Origin of the sequence: Buttiauxella sp. (genome assembly GCF_049686335.1) — a bacterium.
Taxonomy (GTDB): domain Bacteria; phylum Pseudomonadota; class Gammaproteobacteria; order Enterobacterales; family Enterobacteriaceae; genus Buttiauxella.
Genome location: NZ_JBAVHX010000010.1, coordinates 80503 through 98786 on the forward strand (window position 1 = coordinate 80503; position 18284 = coordinate 98786).

General features: G+C 50.5%; 14 protein-coding genes. 9 read left to right on the top strand and 5 right to left on the bottom strand.

The annotated features are described in order from the left end of the window. Positions 1 to 4 precede the first annotated feature (4 nt). The 3 genes from WBL83_RS09025 to WBL83_RS09035 all read right to left on the bottom strand — a co-directional run bounded on the left by WBL83_RS09025 (position 5) and on the right by WBL83_RS09035 (position 3939). The gene (locus WBL83_RS09025; protein WP_424588826.1) at positions 5 to 2545 is read right to left on the bottom strand and encodes a fimbria/pilus outer membrane usher protein; all 2541 of its coding nucleotides are present in this window, start codon (positions 2543 to 2545) and stop codon (positions 5 to 7) included. A gap of 9 nt (positions 2546 to 2554) precedes the next feature. Next, the gene (locus WBL83_RS09030) at positions 2555 to 3247 is read right to left on the bottom strand and encodes a fimbrial biogenesis chaperone (RefSeq protein ID WP_424588827.1); all 693 of its coding nucleotides are present in this window, start codon (positions 3245 to 3247) and stop codon (positions 2555 to 2557) included. 110 nt (positions 3248 to 3357) lie between these two features. After that, positions 3358 to 3939 (bottom strand): fimbrial protein, encoded by a 582-nt coding sequence (locus tag WBL83_RS09035; RefSeq protein WP_424588828.1) that lies wholly within the window; start codon positions 3937 to 3939, stop codon positions 3358 to 3360. 494 nt (positions 3940 to 4433) lie between these two features. Here WBL83_RS09035 and flhB point away from each other — a divergent pair, with 494 nt between their 5' ends. From flhB to lpxA, 6 genes are all read left to right on the top strand, one after another. Continuing rightward, a complete protein-coding gene (gene flhB, locus WBL83_RS09040; protein ID WP_424588829.1) occupies positions 4434 to 5585 on the top strand; it encodes a flagellar biosynthesis protein FlhB in 1152 nt (383 codons plus the stop codon). Beyond that, entirely contained in the window at positions 5578 to 7659 is a 2082-nt protein-coding gene (flhA, locus tag WBL83_RS09045; RefSeq protein WP_424588830.1) for a flagellar biosynthesis protein FlhA, read from the top strand. Before flhB ends, flhA begins: the two co-directional genes overlap by 8 nt. Continuing rightward, positions 7659 to 8051 (top strand): flagellar protein FlhE, encoded by a 393-nt coding sequence (gene flhE / locus WBL83_RS09050; RefSeq protein WP_424588831.1) that lies wholly within the window; start codon positions 7659 to 7661, stop codon positions 8049 to 8051. Before flhA ends, flhE begins: the two co-directional genes overlap by 1 nt. A 268-nt stretch (positions 8052 to 8319) precedes the next feature. After that, positions 8320 to 9909, top strand: coding sequence for an MFS transporter (locus tag WBL83_RS09055; protein ID WP_424588832.1), 1590 nt, complete (start codon positions 8320 to 8322; stop codon positions 9907 to 9909). Continuing rightward, entirely contained in the window at positions 9909 to 11048 is a 1140-nt protein-coding gene (locus WBL83_RS09060) for a glycoside hydrolase family 88/105 protein (RefSeq protein WP_424588833.1), read from the top strand. The genes WBL83_RS09055 and WBL83_RS09060 overlap by 1 nt, the downstream gene beginning before the upstream one ends. 295 nt (positions 11049 to 11343) lie before the next feature. Beyond that, on the top strand, positions 11344 to 12135 hold the full coding sequence (gene lpxA / locus WBL83_RS09065; RefSeq protein ID WP_424588834.1) for an acyl-ACP--UDP-N-acetylglucosamine O-acyltransferase: 792 nt from the start codon (positions 11344 to 11346) through the stop codon (positions 12133 to 12135). A gap of 60 nt (positions 12136 to 12195) precedes the next feature. Here the strand turns inward: lpxA and argS are convergent, their stop codons facing one another. After that, on the bottom strand, positions 12196 to 13929 hold the full coding sequence (gene argS / locus WBL83_RS09070; protein ID WP_424588835.1) for an arginine--tRNA ligase: 1734 nt from the start codon (positions 13927 to 13929) through the stop codon (positions 12196 to 12198). A 249-nt stretch (positions 13930 to 14178) separates the two neighbouring features. Here argS and WBL83_RS09075 point away from each other — a divergent pair, with 249 nt between their 5' ends. Continuing rightward, the gene (locus tag WBL83_RS09075; protein ID WP_424588836.1) at positions 14179 to 14745 is read left to right on the top strand and encodes a VOC family protein; all 567 of its coding nucleotides are present in this window, start codon (positions 14179 to 14181) and stop codon (positions 14743 to 14745) included. Here the strand turns inward: WBL83_RS09075 and WBL83_RS09080 are convergent. Next, positions 14734 to 15876 carry a MalY/PatB family protein gene (locus WBL83_RS09080; protein ID WP_424588837.1) on the bottom strand — a complete coding sequence of 381 codons (1143 nt, stop codon included), beginning with the start codon at positions 15874 to 15876 and terminating at the stop codon, positions 14734 to 14736. The genes WBL83_RS09075 and WBL83_RS09080 overlap by 12 nt on opposite strands. Before the next feature lie 94 nt (positions 15877 to 15970). Here WBL83_RS09080 and cutC point away from each other — a divergent pair, with 94 nt between their 5' ends. Continuing rightward, the gene (gene cutC / locus WBL83_RS09085) at positions 15971 to 16708 is read left to right on the top strand and encodes a copper homeostasis protein CutC (RefSeq protein WP_424588838.1); all 738 of its coding nucleotides are present in this window, start codon (positions 15971 to 15973) and stop codon (positions 16706 to 16708) included. A gap of 363 nt (positions 16709 to 17071) precedes the next feature. Further along, entirely contained in the window at positions 17072 to 18211 is a 1140-nt protein-coding gene (locus WBL83_RS09090) for a D-alanyl-lipoteichoic acid biosynthesis protein DltD (protein WP_424589360.1), read from the top strand. Positions 18212 to 18284: the final 73 nt, after the last annotated feature.

Below are 18284 nucleotides of genomic sequence, written 5' to 3' on the forward strand. Positions count from 1 at the left end.
GATGTTATTCCTGCTGGCATAAAGCGCTGATGAAACGGATCCCGGCACTAGCGGAGGTTGGGTGTGTTGAAAGTGAAGATATATTGGCAGTGCACTGCTGGCTCTGGGCATTACCCCATTTAACCTTTATCTGAAAAGTATCCGTAACTCCTGCCAAATAGAGCGTTCCGGTATCGTCAACGATACCGCTCACCACAGGTGAAAGTGCGGTGGCAATGGCCCCAAAGGGAACCGTCTTACCGTCAGGGCGTGTCAGTTTAATCATTGCGCGATAACCAACGTGTGCATTAAAGCTGGCAACGACGGCGGCATTTCTTGTCGGAATAACTGTGACGGCTGTTTCGCTGGTATCGACATCTTCCGGCAAACTGGTGGTATCGATGCGGATGCGGTTTTTCTGATAAGCGGTCAATGACGGGATGACTGCGTTGCCTTGCCAGTCAGTCTGGATCCCCCGTTGATTCTGAAAACGCACGCCTGAAGCATCGTTGGCGTTTACGATGGCAAATTGGCTACCTAATGGCTGGGCCAGGGTGACACCATAAGGGTGTGCAACAACCGCACCGCTAATGCCGTAGCTTAATTGTCGGGAACTGTCTGATGAGGCGTAATAACCGGCGTTCATATTGGCGTACTGCGAGCGATAGCTACCGTATACGCTACTGGTATCCTCACCATCATGGTTCGAATGGCTTTGTTGCAAAGAGTAACTTAGCCGTTGATCGTCAAGTAGTGTGCCATTTAGTCCAATATTTTGCCGTGTGTAGCCACCTTTACTATTGCTCAGGTTATAGCTACTCCAGGCGTTTGGCAGCCATTTACTCAGCGGCACACTCACGCCGAAAGAGGCCATTCGGTCACTTTCTTCATCGTTAACTTTGCTATAGGTATAAGCCAGATGGAAACTGATCCCTTCGACGACCGTATTAAGACCCGCTGAAAGACTCCTCTCTTTTTGCGATGTTCCCCAGTAATCCTGCTGATAACCGTTAAGGTACAGGCTTACGCCGGACAGGTTTTGACTGATGTTGGCCTGAAGACGGTTGCGCTTGTTGTAACGAAAAAGCAGGATGTCTTCATCTTCGTCATATTTTTGGTTAGCGTCAGCAAAACTGTAATAACCGCTGGTGGAGTAGCGATAGCTCGCCAGCGTGAAGTTAGTATCAGTTGTATCGATCTTGCCGGAGTAGAGCAGGCGGTATGACTGCCCGGTGCTTTGGTCGTCATTGTCGAGTTGGGTTTTCGCGACGGTAACATCAGCAGAAACAGCCCCTACTGGCCCCAGCGCGATGCCTGCTCCTGTGTTCACTGCTTGATAATCTTCTGCCGCTGTTACGCCGCCAAACAGCGTGAACGTATTGTTCAGACCATAAATAACGCTCCCCTGGGCAAAGATGGGTTCATTTTGATCACTGCCGCTATCAGCGCGATAACGCGCCGCAGTCATTTCGTACTTCAAACTTCCAGGGCGTAGCATGACTGCTACGCTTGAGTAAGGCTGAGTGAAACGATGTTCGGTGCCATCGGCTTCTTTGACCGTTACCTCAAGATCTCCGCTGTTCGTCGTCGAGTAAAGATCGCTAATCTCAAAAGCACCGGGTGCGACGTTTTGCTGATAGATGAGATAGCCATTCTGACGCACGGAAACTTCGGCGTTGGAACTGGCAATGCCCCGGATGATCGGTGCAAAACCACGCTGGTTGTAGGGCAACATCTCTTCGTCTGAGGCAATATTCACACCACTATATTGCAGGCTATCGAACACCTCCCCCCGAGTACTACTCTCCCCGGCCGTGAACTGTGCTTTCAGGGTATCAATATCATGTTGTAAATAGGTGCTGATCGCCTCCCAGGAATGGGTATCGTCGGATTGACTCCAGGTCGAATAATTACGTAAACGCCAGCCGCCGAGATTGGCGCCGCTGCGCAGATTAAGATACTGGTTTGAGCCGGTGTCATGTTGCTCATCCACATTTTGTGAGCTGGAAAAGGCGTAATCCATAAACGCTGTTGATACCCCATCGTCCCAGCGGGAGGGATCAATGTAATCCTTACTTAATGAGATCACCGCTGCCTGAGGGATGCTTAACCGTAACGTCATTAACGTAAAATCCAGTGTTGCGCTGGCCTTAGGAATATAGAACCCCAGGGGTTCAGTTAGCTGCGCACTGGCGTTTTGCTGTGCGAGATTTTCATATTTATCAACATTTATTCCCCACTTGCGAAGCATCTCTGGCGTCAGTTGCGGTTGCAATAAGCCATTTATATCGTTCAGATAGGTGATATTTTCGTCATCAAGACGGACGTCGTTGATCATTATTCTGGAGGGGTATACGCCGGGTAGCTGTGCATTAGGCTTGGAAAAGAGCGACAGATCGATATCTTGTGTCATCACAGCGTCCCCCTCTAAAGATGAGGGGGCAAATGTGTATTCACGGGCCTGTACGTGGCTGGTCATAACAAGCAAAACGCCACTCAGACAGTATGAGATGGGATTTAACCGCCACAGTTTTTGATTGTGTGAGTGACATAGTCCATTAGCCATAGCGTCAAGTTATTCCTGTGACAGTGAGGTTACGTATTTGTCTGAAGCACTTCCGTAGTCCGTAATGCAGCGCCAGCTTACGTTATGCCCGTTAATACTCTCTGCAACAGCAAGTTCTACCCGTGATTTAGGGGCAATAAGATCGGCTTTATCCAGTTTTGTTCCCCCCAAATGAAGGTTATCGAACACGCTGTAAAACGCCCCGTCGTTAATGATGGTTACCTGCTTACCGCTGCGGGTGAAACGAAGGTTCTTACAGGTTTCCGTCGGCGTTTCTGGCAGCCCTTCAGGGCGCCAGAATAATTTCAGTCGCGTTTTATAAATCAGCCGCAGAACGTTTTTATTGTCTTCATCTTTAGCCGTTGCAGGAATGGTGCGTACGTTTATATAGAACAGCGATTCACGATCTTTTGGCAAAGCTGTTCCGTTCCAGGCTATGCGTAAACTTTGTTCTTTTTGCGCATCCAGTCGGAACAGAGGAGGAGTGACAATAAATGGACCTCGAGTTTTACCATCGCCAGTATCAGTCCATGACTGAATAAGCCAGGGAAGTTCTTTTTCGCTATTCGCCAGCGGTAAAGAGATCTCCTTTTTACTCTCTTCAAAGATGAGACGCGTTCTGCCAATTTGTATCCCAGCAGCATGGCTTTCAAAGATAAATATTAAAGGAAGGCATAACAAAGAATATAATGGAAGGCGCATGGTGAAACCTGTATTCCTTGTGCTCGACGATATAGCAACCAGCCAGGGTGTACCCTGGCTGGTTGCCCTGGAATGAATATTAATTTCATATATTCAATCTGGATTTCCAATTATCGATACAGAATGTTTACTGTTAGATCGCCGTCTGCTGCACCTGGTTTAATGTCTGCTGCATCTGCGAATGATTTGTATCGTGCGTTAAAGTTCATACTAATTTTATCCTCGACTCTGATAGGAAGATCAATATAAGCCTGGCCCTCTGTTCCATCCATTGTGATGAGAGCCGTGTCATCATCCGCCGGGCTGATGGCGATACCTACGCCTGTTGCTGCTTGACCGGCGGAAGTCGTGATTTGACTGACATCCATTAACGTTGTCGACCCGGTAAGTGCAGTCGGGCCATTAAATGTCAATTGAACGGAAGGCAAACCGTCACTTTTCAGCGGGCAATCAACAAGGGTAATCGTAAATGGAATTAATTCGCTTTCAGTGCCGGGAGTGGTGAATAGAGTAGTAGGGTAGGTTCCTAACGGCACGGTTTGGTCTGTACCATTATCACCCTCAATGGTGCAGCTTGGTTCAATAATTAAACCGGTGAAATGAATGGTGCCTGCGTTCATTTCAGCAGCATACACACTTCCAGTAGAAGCAGTAATTAGCGCAGCGAGAAATGCATACTTTTTGATTGACATTTAAACATCTCCATATGAGTGAATACTACAACGTAATAGCGTTTGAATAATTAAAACAGCCTGGCATAGGGTGAAAAATATAGGGTGCCAAAAAACGTTATTGCTTAATAAAAATGTCAGGGCGGGAATGCGAGATTTTGCGCATTATATCTAATAGTCGTGGGTGTAAAAGTGTTTTTTTAATGGCTGTGTAATTATACTTTGGTGATTGTATTGCTAATAATATTTGTTTAAGTGATCTATTTGGATTAATAGATCTATGGTGTAAATACATTAATAATAAGTATTATAAACAATCACCATTTATGTAAAAATTCGATTTTATGTAATTAAATGTATTTTTTTAGGCTTGTTTTTTGAGCTGCTGCCGTCACTTCACCGGGACTTAAGAGGTACAAATAGCTGAAAACACATCTATTCACACGGCTATTCTGAGCATTAATTGATTCTACTTATGGCACCATCACTTCTTCCTGATTGGCTGAGTGCGACGCGTGTCTGAAGAAAGCGACGACGATAAAACAGAAGCCCCCACACCCCACCGACTTGAAAAAGCGCGAGAAGATGGGCAAATCCCCCGTTCCCGTGAACTCACTTCACTGCTGATGTTGCTGGTGGGGATAAGCATCATCTGGATGGGTGGCGAGCCACTGGCCCGGCAACTGGCGGCGATGCTGTCGGCTGGATTGCACTTTGACCACAGTATTATTAACGACCCGCACCTTATTGTTAGCCAGGTCAGCATGTTAATTAAACAGGCGGTGTGGGCCTTGCTGCCGTTGATTTTTGGGCTGGTTATCGTGGCAATTGCCGCGCCGATGCTACTGGGCGGCCTGCTGTTTAGCGGCAAATCGATACAGTTTAAGTTCAGCAAAATGAACCCGATTGCGGGCTTAGGGCGGATGTTCTCGGCTCAGGCGGGATCTGAACTCCTGAAAGCGATTCTTAAGGCGGTGCTGGTCGGCAGCGTCACGGTGATGTATTTGCTGCACAAATGGCCGGAGATGTTGCGGCTCATCAGCGAACCGCCGTTGGCGGCATTGAGGCATGCGCTAAATATGGTGGCGGTGTGCGGCATGTTGATTGTGCTGGGGCTGACGCCAATGGTCGGCTTTGACGTATTTTTCCAGATTTTCAGTAACCTGAAAAAACTGCGCATGAGCCGCCAGGATATTCGCGACGAATTTAAGCAGCAAGAGGGTGACCCGCACGTTAAAGGTCGTATTCGTCAGCAACAGCGAGCCATGGCACGTCGCCGCATGATGGCGGATGTCCCGCAGGCTGATGTGATTGTCACCAACCCGACGCACTATTCGGTGGCGTTGCAGTATGACGAAAACAAAATGAGCGCCCCCAAAGTGCTGGCGAAAGGGGCGGGACTGGTCGCATTGCGCATCCGTGAAATTGGCAACGAGCATCGCATTCCGATGCTGGAAGCGCCTCCGCTGGCGCGTGCGTTGTATCGACACGCAGAAATTGGCCAACAAATTCCTGGGCAGTTGTATTCCGCGGTGGCAGAAGTGCTGGCGTGGGTTTGGCAGCTGCGTCGCTGGCGTGTGGCTGGCGGTTTAATCCCGAAAAAACCTGAAAATCTTCCGGTGCCTGAGGCACTGGACTTTGCAAACGAGAAGGACTCTGATGGCTAATCTGCTCGCTACGTTGCGCCTGCCTGCCAGTATGAAATCTGGGCAATGGCAAATCCTTGCCGGGCCGATACTTATCCTGTTGATCTTGTCGATGATGGTACTGCCGCTGCCCGCGTTTGTACTGGATTTGCTGTTCACCTTTAACATCGCGCTGTCGATAATGGTCTTGCTGGTGGCTATGTTCACCCAGAAAACCCTCGAATTCGCCGCGTTCCCGACCATTTTGCTGTTTACCACGTTACTGCGCCTGGCGCTGAACGTCGCCTCAACCCGTATCATTTTGATGGACGGTCATACCGGTGGGGCAGCCGCAGGTAAAGTGGTTGAAGCCTTCGGTCACTTCCTGGTCGGCGGCAACTTTGCTATCGGTATCGTGGTGTTCATCATCCTCGTTATCATCAACTTTATGGTTATCACCAAAGGTGCCGGACGTATTGCCGAAGTGGGGGCGCGTTTTGTGCTCGACGGGATGCCGGGTAAACAGATGGCTATCGATGCTGACCTGAATGCCGGGCTTATTGGTGAAGAAGAGGCGAAAAAACGCCGTTCAGAGGTGACTCAGGAGGCGGATTTCTACGGCTCAATGGACGGTGCCAGTAAGTTCGTGCGTGGCGATGCCGTGGCCGGGCTTATGATCATGGTGATTAACGTGGTCGGCGGCCTGTTAGTCGGTGTCCTGCAACATGATATGGCCGTGGGGGCTGCGGCAGAAAGCTATACGCTGTTAACCATCGGTGATGGCCTGGTCGCGCAAATCCCGGCACTGGTGATTTCAACGGCGGCGGGTGTCATTGTGACGCGCGTGGCAACCGATCAAGACGTCGGCGAACAGATGGTGACTCAGCTGTTCAACAACCCGCGCGTGATGTTGCTCAGTGCAGGCGTGTTAGGTCTGCTCGGCATGGTGCCGGGAATGCCAAATTTTGTCTTCTTACTGTTCACTGCAGCCTTGCTGGCTCTTGCCTGGTGGATGCGTGGCCGGCAAATGGAGGCTCCAGCCAAACCCGCTGCACCGGTGAAACCCCAGGAGAATCCGCAGGCGGTCGAGGCGACGTGGAATGATGTTCAACTGGAAGACTCGCTCGGTATGGAAGTGGGTTATCGCCTGATCCCGATGGTGGATTTCCAGCAAGACGGCGAGTTGTTAGGGCGCATCCGCAGTATTCGTAAGAAATTCGCGCAAGATATGGGGTTCCTGCCGCCGGTGGTGCATATCCGTGACAACATGGATTTGCCGCCCGCGCGTTATCGCATATTAATGAAAGGCGTCGAAATTGGTAGCGGTGATGCCTATCCGGGGCGCTGGCTTGCTATCAACCCAGGCACGGCGGCTGGCACGCTGCCCGGTGAAACCACGACCGATCCTGCCTTTGGTCTGGCGGCGACCTGGATTGAAAGTGCCCTAAAAGAACAGGCGCAGATTCAGGGCTTTACGGTAGTGGAAGCCAGTACCGTGGTCGCAACTCATCTTAACCATCTGATTGGGCAGTTTGCGCCAGAGCTGTTTGGCCGCCAGGAAGCGCAGCAACTGCTTGACCGCGTCTCGCAAGAGATGCCAAAGCTGACAGAAGATCTGGTGCCGGGCGTAGTGACGCTCACCACGCTGCATAAAGTGTTGCAGAATCTGCTGGCAGAAAAAGTGCCGATTCGCGATATGCGTACCATTCTGGAAACTCTCGCCGAACACGCGCCGGTGCAGAATGATCCGCATGAATTAACGGCAGTGGTGCGTGTGGCGCTGGGCCGCGCGATTACCCAGCAGTGGTTCCCGGGGAATGGCGAAGTGCAGGTCATTGGTCTCGATGCTGCGCTGGAACGCTTGTTATTACAGGCATTACAAGGTGGCGGTGGGCTTGAGCCGGGGCTGGCCGATCGCTTGCTTGAGCAGGCTCAGGATGCGCTGAAGCGCCAGGAAATGCTTGGTGCGCCACCCGTATTGTTGGTGAACCATGCGCTGCGCCCACTGTTGGCACGTTTCTTACGCCGCAGCCTGCCGCAATTAATGGTGCTTTCAAGCCTTGAGCTGTCGGAGAACCGCAACATTCGTATGACCGCGACGATCGGAGCGAAATAATGATCCGCTTTTTAGCGCTGATACTTTTACCCTTTATGACCTATGCCGCCGGAGAAGGGGCGTGGCAGGCAAGTGGCGTGGGGGTCACCCTCAGCCACCGGGGCGTTGCCGCATCATCGCGAGCACTGGCACCGTCTCAACCGGCTGAAGGTGTTATGACGATGGTCGCCTGGCGCTATGAGTTGACAGGGCCGACACCCGCCGGATTAGTGGTCAGACTTTGCTCGGTGACGCGTTGTGTCGGGATAGAAGGGCAGAGTGGTAATACGCGTGGACTCACCAACGTTTCAGCAAACGAACCGCTGCGTTTTGTCTGGGAAGTCCCCGGTGGCGGCTCCCTTTTCCCTCCGCTTAAAGTCCGAAGTAATCAGGTTATCGTTAATTACCGCTGACCATAAAAGCCGCATTTTGTGCGGCTTTTTCCTTTCTGCATCTCATTTTCAGTCCGTGCTTTTGATAAAAACAAACCCTTGTTTTATAAATCGGTGATGCGGATGGCGAGACTCTTTGTGATTTTGCCAGTATCTGTCGAGCCATGGCAAAAATGGAAAGGTAACAATTGCCCGGTCATTTTACCTTAGCCTTGTAAGATTCTCGCAGGCGACGTAAGTCGCCAGAACGTGCAATCTCCTATAACAAAAGAATCGGGGTTTGACGGCAATGAAAACACGTAAGATTGGATTAGCTAATTATCTTGCCTATGGGTCGGGGGACTTCCTCGGTGCAGGGACAACAGCACTTACCGCCGCATGGTTGCTCTACTTCTACACCACTTTTTGTGGGTTAACGCCGATTGAGGCGACATTCATTTTTGCAATGGCCAGGGTGCTTGATGCGGTCGTCAGTCCGTTGATGGGCTTCCTGACGGATAACTTTGGCTCGACATGGCTTGGTAAGCGCTTCGGGCGCCGTAAGTTCTTTATTTTACTGGGTATCCCACTGGTCTTTAGCTACAGCTTCATGTGGGTTGGTGAGATGAGTTACTGGTACTACCTGGTAACCTATCTGATTTTTGACGTGGTCTACACCATGATTCTGGTGCCTTACGAAACACTGGTACCGGAAATGACCGATGACTTCAAACAGAAGACCAAATTCTCCGGTGCGCGTATTTCCATGGCGCAGCTGTCGGCGATTCTGGCGGCATTCCTGCCGGGCATTCTGTTAAACCACTTCGGTAAAGACAACGCCATCTCCTTCTTCTATTCAAGCCTGGTCTTCGCAACAATTTGCGCCATTGTTCTGTCGCTGGTGTGGTTCTTTACCTGGGAACGTCCACGCAGCGAATGGACTGAAGCCGCACTGCGCGCTGAAGAAGAGAAGAAAAGCCTGACCTTCGCGCAGAGCATGAAGCGTCTCAACGTTGAGCTGACTTCTACGCTGCGAGTGAAAATTTTCCGCCAGCACCTCGGTATGTATCTGGGCGGTTATATCGCGCAAGACGTGTTCAACGCCGTGTTTACCTACTATGTGGTATTTGTGCTGATGCAAAGCGCATCCATGGCCTCGAGCCTGATGGGCACCATGGCAATTCTGCAGTTCATCGCGGTGATCGGCATGATCCCGCTGTGTATTAAGTACGGTCCCGCACCTTCTTATCGTTTAGTCGTCGTGCTGTTTGGTCTGAGCTCGATTTCCTACGCGGTACTGTATTACGCCGGGTTAAGCGACGTGTTCTCCTTGCTGTTGCTGGTTTCTGCGCTTGCTGGTTTGGGTCGTGGCGGCATCAACTATGTACCGTGGAACATCTATACCTATATTGCTGACGTGGATGAAGTGATCACCGGTCAACGCCGTGAAGGTATCTTCGCCGGGATTATGACCCTGACGCGTAAAGCTTCTCAGGCTGGTGCGGTCATGCTGGTAGGTATCGTAATGCAGCTTTCCGGTTTCGTTTCCGGGCAGACTACCCAGCCGCCTGCGGTTAGCCACACTATTCTGATGATTCTAAGCTTCGGTACGGTCGCAGTACTGATCTGTGGTTTCCTGATTTCTCTGCGCTTCAAATTGAACCTGCACACGCACAGTGTGTTACGTGAAGAGACGGCGAAGATGCGTGCGGCTGGCCGTGCGGTGCCTGAAGCGATTACCCCTGAAGCACGGGCGACTGTCGAACTGCTGGCTGGCATGCCTTACGACTCGCTTTGGGGCAACAACAATATTGGTTATCTCAATCGTAACAAACCTGCGGCACCATCGTTAAAACAGGCTGCTGCAATGAATTCGACTACATCACAGAGGTTAAGTTAATGATCATTTATCCCGTCAAACACAGCCCTTTACTGTGCCAGCCGGAGCACTTTATTGCCCGGGATGAGCTTAAAACACTGATCCACAAGGTGACGGACAACCTGATTAATATTAAGGATGAAACGGGACAATTCTTGCTGCGTCTGGATGACGGACGAGTGATTGATACCAAGGGCTGGGCAGGTTGGGAGTGGACTCACGGCGTCGGTTTGTACGGCATTTATCAATATTATCGTCAGACTGGCGATAAGAAGATGTGTGAGATTATTGATAGCTGGTTCACTGACCGTTTTGCCGAAGGGGCGACCACCAAAAACGTCAACACTATGGCGCCGTTTTTGACCCTGGCCTACCGCTACGAAGAGACGCGTGACCCTGCTTACTTGCCGTGGCTGGAAAGTTGGGCAGAGTGGGCGATGTATGAAATGCCACGTACCGAACACGGCGGCATGCAACACATTACGCTTGCGGAAGAGAACCATCAGCAAATGTGGGACGACACGCTGATGATGACCGTATTACCGCTGGCGAAAATTGGCAAACTGCTTAATCGCCCGGAATACGTCGAAGAAGCGACTTATCAGTTCCTGTTGCACGTACAGAATCTGATGGATAGGGAAACCGGTCTGTGGTTCCACGGCTGGAATTACGAAGGCAACCATAACTTTGCGAATGCGCGTTGGGCGCGTGGCAACAGCTGGTTGACCATTGTTATCCCAGACTTCCTTGAGCTGGTGGATTTACCGGAAAACAACGCCGTGCGCCGTTATCTGGTTCAGGTACTGGAAAACCAGGTGGCTGCACTGGCGAAATGCCAGGACAATAGCGGCTTGTGGCACACCTTGCTTGACGATCCACACTCATATCTGGAAGCGTCAGCGACGGCCGGTTTTGCCTACGGCATTCTGAAAGGGATCCGTAAACGTTATATCGGCAAACAGTATGCTGAAGTGGCGGAGAAAGCGATGAAGGGCATCGTGAAAAACATCTCGCCAGAAGGGGAGTTGTTGCAGGTGTCATTCGGTACCGGGATGGGCAGCAATCTGGAGTTCTATCGCCAGATCCCACTGACCTCGATGCCGTACGGTCAGGCCATGGCCATCCTGTGTCTCGGCGAATATCTGCGCATTTATCTGTAAGCGTATAATGCAGACCTGGGCGACTGGGTCTGCAAACTTGCTTTAAATCAAACAGGCTCGTAAACAAGGCAAAGTTCCGCCAATTTAATAATAAATAAATGGCGTAAAGTGCCGGGCATTTCATTATTATTCCCACCGTCGATAAGCTCTTCCAGAAGCTTTACCCTCCTTAACGATATTCGAATGGCGAAGCCTGGCTTCCCTTTCATCTCTCCCTGTTTGTTGATCCACGCACTGGATTAATAATTACCGATGATGGCGTTATGTGTGTTGTGCCTCCATCAGGATATATTTGATGTCAATTTCCCCGTTAGCTCGGGTTGCCAGTAACAGTGTGGTTGAGCCAGGCGTTGTGCTCGGCGCTCACGTGAACATTGGCCCGTTTTGTGTTATTTCCGCAGGTGTGGTTATTGGTGAGGGAACAACCGTCGGTTCGCATTCGGTCATTAATGGCCTGACGACCATTGGACGCGACAACACTATTGGTCAATATGCTTCTATAGGTGAAGTTAGTCAGGATCTTAAATACGCGAATGAACCGACGACGCTGGTGATTGGCGATCGTAATCAGATTGGCAATAAAGCCACTCTGCATCGCGGTACCATTCAGGGGCATGCCACTACCGTGATTGGCGATGACAATCACTTTCTGACTGGCGTCCATATCGGCCATGATTGCGTGGTGGGTAACGGTACGCTGATAAAAGATAACAGTGGCCTGGCCGGGCATGTGATTCTTGATGATGGGGCGCAGGTTGGATATATGTGTGCCATTCACCAGTTTTGCGTATTGGGTTCACATTCCAACGTCGCCGACCAGTCTGGCGTGGTGCAGGACATTCCGCCATTTGTGATGGGCGGGGGTAACCATGCGCGACCAACCGGCATAGACGTTAATACGCGCGCTTTTCTGGCATTAGATACCCGGCAGCAAGATTTTGTGCATTCGCTTTACAGCATGCTGTATCAGCAGTCTTTATCGATTGATGAGGTGAAGATAGCGGTCAAAGCATCGGGAATGGATTTTGCAATTGCTGCTGTTTTTGAACGGTTTTTTGCGCATTCAGCACGCGGAATTATTCGATAAATCAGTTAAAACAGACTCGCCGCAATGCGCGGCGAGTCTTGTACTGTTATCTACCTGCTACTACATACGTTCGACAGTTTCGATACCCAGCGTATCCAGACCCAGTTTCAGGGTTTTCGCTGTCAGCAGAGCCAGTTTCAGGCGGCTGTTACGCGCCTCGACAGTATCCGCAGCCAGAATTGGGCAGTGTTCGTAGAAGCCAGAGAACAGGCCCGCCACATCGTACAAGTAAGCACACATCACGTGCGGCGTTCCATCGCGAGCGACGACGTTCAGCGTTTCTTCGAATTGCAGCAGACGAGCGGCCAACTGGGCTTCGCGATCTTCACGAATCACCACCGGCGCTTTGAGTAATTCTGCTTCATCAATCCCGGCTTTACGGAATACAGACAGCACGCGGGTGTAGGCATACTGCATGTATGGCGCAGTGTTGCCTTCGAACGCCAGCATGTTGTCCCAGTCGAAGATATAGTCAGTGGTACGGCTTTTTGACAGGTCGGCATATTTCACGGCACCGATACCGACTGATTTTGCCAGCTGCTCCAGTTCATCTGCAGGCATATCCGGGTTTTTCTGAGCAACCAGGTTACGTGCACGTTCCATGGCTTCGTCCAGCAGATCGGTAAGTTTGACTGTGCCACCGGAACGGGTTTTGAACGGCTTGCCGTCTTTACCCAGCATCATGCCGAACATCTGGTGTTCCAGCGTGACAGACTCAGGCACGTAACCGGCTTTGCGCACGATGGTCCAGGCTTGCATCAGGTGCTGGTGCTGACGGGAGTCGATGAAATACAGCACGCGGTCAGCATGCAGGGTTTCATAACGGTACTTCGCGCACGCGATATCGGTGGTGGTGTACAGATAGCCGCCATCCTTTTTCTGGATGATAACGCCCATCGGTTCGCCGTCTTTATTCTTGTATTCGTCGAGGAATACAACGGTTGCGCCTTCGCTTTCTACCGCCAGCCCTTTCGCTTTCAGATCGGCCACAATGCCCGGCAGCATTGGGTTGTACAGGCTTTCGCCCATCACGTCGTCGCGCGTCAGGGTGACGTTCAGACGATGATAAGTCTGCTGGTTCTGCGTCATGGTGATGTCGACAAGTTTGCGCCACATCTCACGGCAGTATTCGTCGCCACCTTGCAGTTTTACTACATAAGCACGGGCGCGTTCGGCAAACACTTCGTCTTCGTCGTAGTGTTTCTTGGCCGCACGGTAGAACTCTTCGAGGTCAGCCAGCGCCATTTCGCCCGCGTTTTCCTGCTGTTGTTTTTCAAGATACGCGATAAGCATACCGAACTGCGTGCCCCAGTCGCCCACGTGGTTGGCGCGGATAACTTTATGACCGAGGAATTCCAGTGTGCGTACCGCCGCGTCACCAATGATGGTGGAGCGGATATGACCGACGTGCATCTCTTTTGCTACGTTCGGTGCGGAGTAATCCACCACGATGGTTTGTGGCGTAACGGTATTAACACCAACGCGCTCAGACGCCACTGCCGCATCAACACTTTTCGCCAGGAATTCCGGGTCGAGGAAAATGTTGATAAAGCCAGGGCCGGCGATTTCAACTTTGCTCGCAATGCCGGTCAAATCCAGATTAGCTATCACCAACTCTGCGACTTGTCGTGGTGGCTTGCCCAGTGATTTCGCAACTGACATCACGCCATTGGCCTGATAGTCGCCGAACTGAACTTTTGCTGACTGACGAACTTGCGGTTCGCAATCCGCAGGCGCACCTGCGGCAATCAGTGCCTGACTGACTTTATCTGAGAGAAGTGCCTGAATATTCACCGGGATACCTTACATTTTGCTAAGGGCAGCTGTGACTTTACAGCAGCCGTATCGTTGGGGATAAAATTAGGGCGTAAGTATAACTGTATTTAACCTCCTGAGTCAGCAAAAGCCTTGCCCCACGCGCCTTCAACTACTATTAACGGTACAGGGATTAACCATTCGGCTAATTCGCCGCGCAATGAGAGTTGGTGATGCCGGATGAAAAAGGTAGATTAGCCCCCATTCGTGATATGAGAGGATAGGGCGATGGCCAACTGGCAGACAATTGCAGAACTGAATGATATTTCAGCGGATCTCCCGCGTTTTACCGAAGCATTAGCCCACCTTGCCGCGCGGCTTGATCTGGATTTAGCTCCGCTCGACGCTGACCATATTTCATTGCGCTGCCATCAAAACGCGACCGCCCAACGCTGGCGTGAGGGTCTTGAAAAGTGCGGCACGTTGCTGTCAGAAAATATCATCAACGATCGTCCCATTTGCCTGTTTAAACTTGATGAACCGGTTTGCGTCGCGCACTGGAAATTTAGCGTGGTGGAGTTGCCATGGCCGGGTGAAAAGCGCTATCCGCACGAAGGCTGGGAACATGTAGAAATTGTGCTGCCGGGGGAACCTGGAACCCTGAATGCGCGGGCGCTGGATTTAATGTCCGACGCGGGTCTGCGCCAGACGGGGATTTCGGTGAAAACCAGTTCGCCAAAAGGTGAGCGGGAACGCCTGCCAAACCCAACGCTTGCGGTGACGGACGGCAAAATCACTATCAAATTCCATCCCTGGAGTATTGAAGAGATTGTCGCCAGCGAATTAGCTGAGTGATTTTACTGCGGCGTCGATACGTCTAATCGCTTCTTCCAGGTTTGCCGTAGTACAACCAAAGTTTATCCGCACAAATTTCGCCTCGCCAAAATCAGCGCCTGGCGAGAAACCCAGACCGGCTTTCTGGAAGAATAGGGTGGGGTTATCGACCGGTAAAGCCGTGGCGTCCACCCATCCAAGATAAGTCGCCTGCGGTGACACCATTTCTAAACCCGGTATCGCATTGACAGCGCTCACCAGTCGGTCGCGATTACGGCGTAAATAGGGCAGTAGTGCCTGCAACCAGTCGTCACCGTCGCGCCAGGCTGCGGTGGCGGCGGTCAACGCCAGCACATCGACGCTCGGCACAATGCCATCGCGCGTAGTATTGAATTGTTTGCGTAGCTGCGGGTCAGGAATAATGGCAAACGAAGCGCCAAGACCCGCAATATTAAAGGTTTTGGATGGCGATATCAGGGTGATGGAGCGACGCTCAGCGTCATCGCTTAGCGTGGCAAACGGAATATGTTGCGCATCCATGTCGAGCAACAAATCACAATGAATTTCATCAGAGCAGACAATTAAATCATGGCGCTGCGCAAAGGTGAGTTGCTGCTGCAACTCTTCACGGCTATACACGGTGCCGCCAGGGTTTTGCGGATTGCACAACATCAACAGTTTTTCTTTGCCGGTCAGCTGCGATTCAAGTGACGACAAATCCATAACCCAGCGGCCATTTTCAAGACGCAATGGCGCATTGAGTTGTGGACGTTGGGCAAGCGCTGAGGATTTTCTGAACGGGGGATAAATGGGCGTAGGTGCAATCGTTGATTCATCGGGTGCGGTAAAGGCGCGGACACTTATATTCAGCCCGGCGACCACACCCGGTAAAATGACAATCCACTCCGGTTTAATCTGCCACTGGTAGAGGTCGGCCATGCGTTTGACAATCACATCAATCAACGCTTTCGGCCTGGTGCCATAACCGAAAACACCGTGTTCAACCCGCTGATGAAGCGCATCCACAATGCAGGGCGGCGATCGAAAATCCATATCTGCCACCCACATCGGTAAAACCTCATCGCTGTATTTATTCCATTTCGAGCTGTCGCTGTGACGGCGGTCGATGCCTTCGTCAAAATTGAATGCCATGATTGTACTCGTCATATTTTTTCGATCATGGATTCAGATTATCATTCTGTAATCGTGGCACAACCGCCAGGCTAAAGATTTTAAGGAGTAATCAATGCCTTTGCTTGAGATATGTTGTTATGGAATTGACTGTGCAGTCACAGCTCAACAAGCCGGAGCGGACAGAATTGAGTTGTGTGCAGCGCCAAAAGAGGGCGGCTTGACCCCGTCAGCGGGCGTGCTGCGCCAGGTTAAACAGCGCGTTTCTATTCCCGTGCATCCGATTATCCGTCCGCGTGGCGGTGACTTTTGTTACACCGATGCCGAGTTTGAAACCATGCTCGACGATATCGCCTTCGTGCGTGAGTTGGGATATCCGGGCCTGGTCATCGGTATGCTCGACGCTGAAGGGCATATAGATTTGCCGCGGATGCAGCGGGTCATGGAACAAGCTCAGGGGATGGCGGTGACCTTCCACCGCGCGTTTGATATGTGCCATAACCCTCATCAGGCACTGGAACAATTAACTGATTTGGGCGTTGCGCGCATCCTGACTTCTGGCCAGCAACAGAACGCTGAACTCGGACTTTCATTGCTTAGGGAACTAAAACAGCATTCCCGTGCTCCAATCATTATGGCGGGTGCAGGTGTCAGACTTAGCAATTTGAAAAAGTTTGCCGAACAAGGGATTGATGAAATGCACAGTTCAGCCGGTCAGACCGTGGCCTCCCCAATGCGCTATCGCAAAGCGGGTGTCTCAATGAGTGCTGATGCTGAGGCCGATGAGTTTAATCGTTACTGCGTGGATGGCGACGTGGTAGCTGCAATGAAAGCCGTGTTAGTGGCCAGTTAAAGGCGAACTGACAGACAAATGGCAAACAGTTTTAAACCGCGCATCATATTGCCCATGTGATGTAGCTCGTACCAGGCCCCGGTGTGTTACCGGGGCTTTTTTTATGCCATTTTCCAGCCGGGTAATGGGCTACATAATTTCTTCATATTTACATGGCAGACTATTTATTCTGTTTCGCTCCCTCTGTAGTAAATTTGTTAATTTCTTATTGCGTAATTGCTTCGCTGTACATAACGTTACATACGGATACCAATCACTCAATGAATCGGGTGGTCCATTTCTTTATTATCAAAATCCCTTTAGAAATATATTGATAGAGTAATATTTTCTATTTTTATTTGTGCCGACAAAGTTGCGTTAATGATGAAAATAAATAAAGCAATTTTATTGCATGTTTCTATGGCTGTCCTTGCTGCTTTGGTTTTAACTCTGCCACCCTTTATTAATAGCTTGCATCCTGCGTTAGTATTCCAACCGTTAATTAAAACAATGGAAGGAACGCGTAAAGTTCAGGCTGAAAAAATGGCTACCATTTCCCATGCTCTGGATGGTAATGCCATTTTCTTTCTCGGGGCGTCTGAAGTCGCCACGTCTGAAAATGAGCATTTTGCAGTCTATAATTTTTTTAATACCAGGCTGCATCAGCCCACTGTGGCCTACGGTGATAGCTTCGTCGATAACATGACGCAGCTCGCGTTGTTGACACGCTTTAAACAAGATCTGTCGCCAAAAACGAAACTGGTGCTGCTTTTATCGCCCGATAGTTTCTTTTTTGATGGTATTCCACCGACCATTTTCGCTGACCATTTCCCGGATTCGATATTTAAACCATTAATGTCGGATGCCACCATGCAACCTGTTTTGACTCATTATTTAACTCATATCGATGCGCAAGACGTGGATCATCTTACTTTTAGCCAGATGCGTATTTTTGGCTGGCACGCAAAAATTGTCTGGCGTGAAGTTAAATATCAATTCTCTTCATTCTGCGAAATGATCAGAGATTATTTCTTATCACTGGCACATATTCGTCAGTCAAATACGCAGCCGTGGCCGGTGGCGCCCGCTAACTGGTCAAATATTGACTGGGATGCAGAATTACAGCTCGCCCAGCAACTTAACTGTGCTCGTCATGAAAGTGCCGCCACGTTATGGATGGATCAAGAGATCTTTGCCGACGATAAAACGCCAGAAGATTGGTATACCGCGCCTCCATCGGTTCGAGAAAAAGAGGCGTTTATAGCCATGATGAAGCTGCTGCACGAACGCCAGGTGAATGTCGTCGTCATTATTGACCCGCTTAATCCGTGGGCACTAAAGAATACGGATAAATTCCAGCCGACCGATCGTTTCATCCAGCAGACGTTGAAAAAATATCACACGCCTTATTTTGATATGTACGACCAAAGCTATCAACCGGGATGGAACTGGGATCGTCTTCATCCTACAGAGCTGGCATGGGTGGCCATGGACCGCTTTATTACCGAGGCATTCAATAAATGAAAAAGGCCACTCGTCTGTTTTTCCTTTATCTCTTTTTGATGTTAACGGTTGTGACATGGTCCTCCGTTGATAA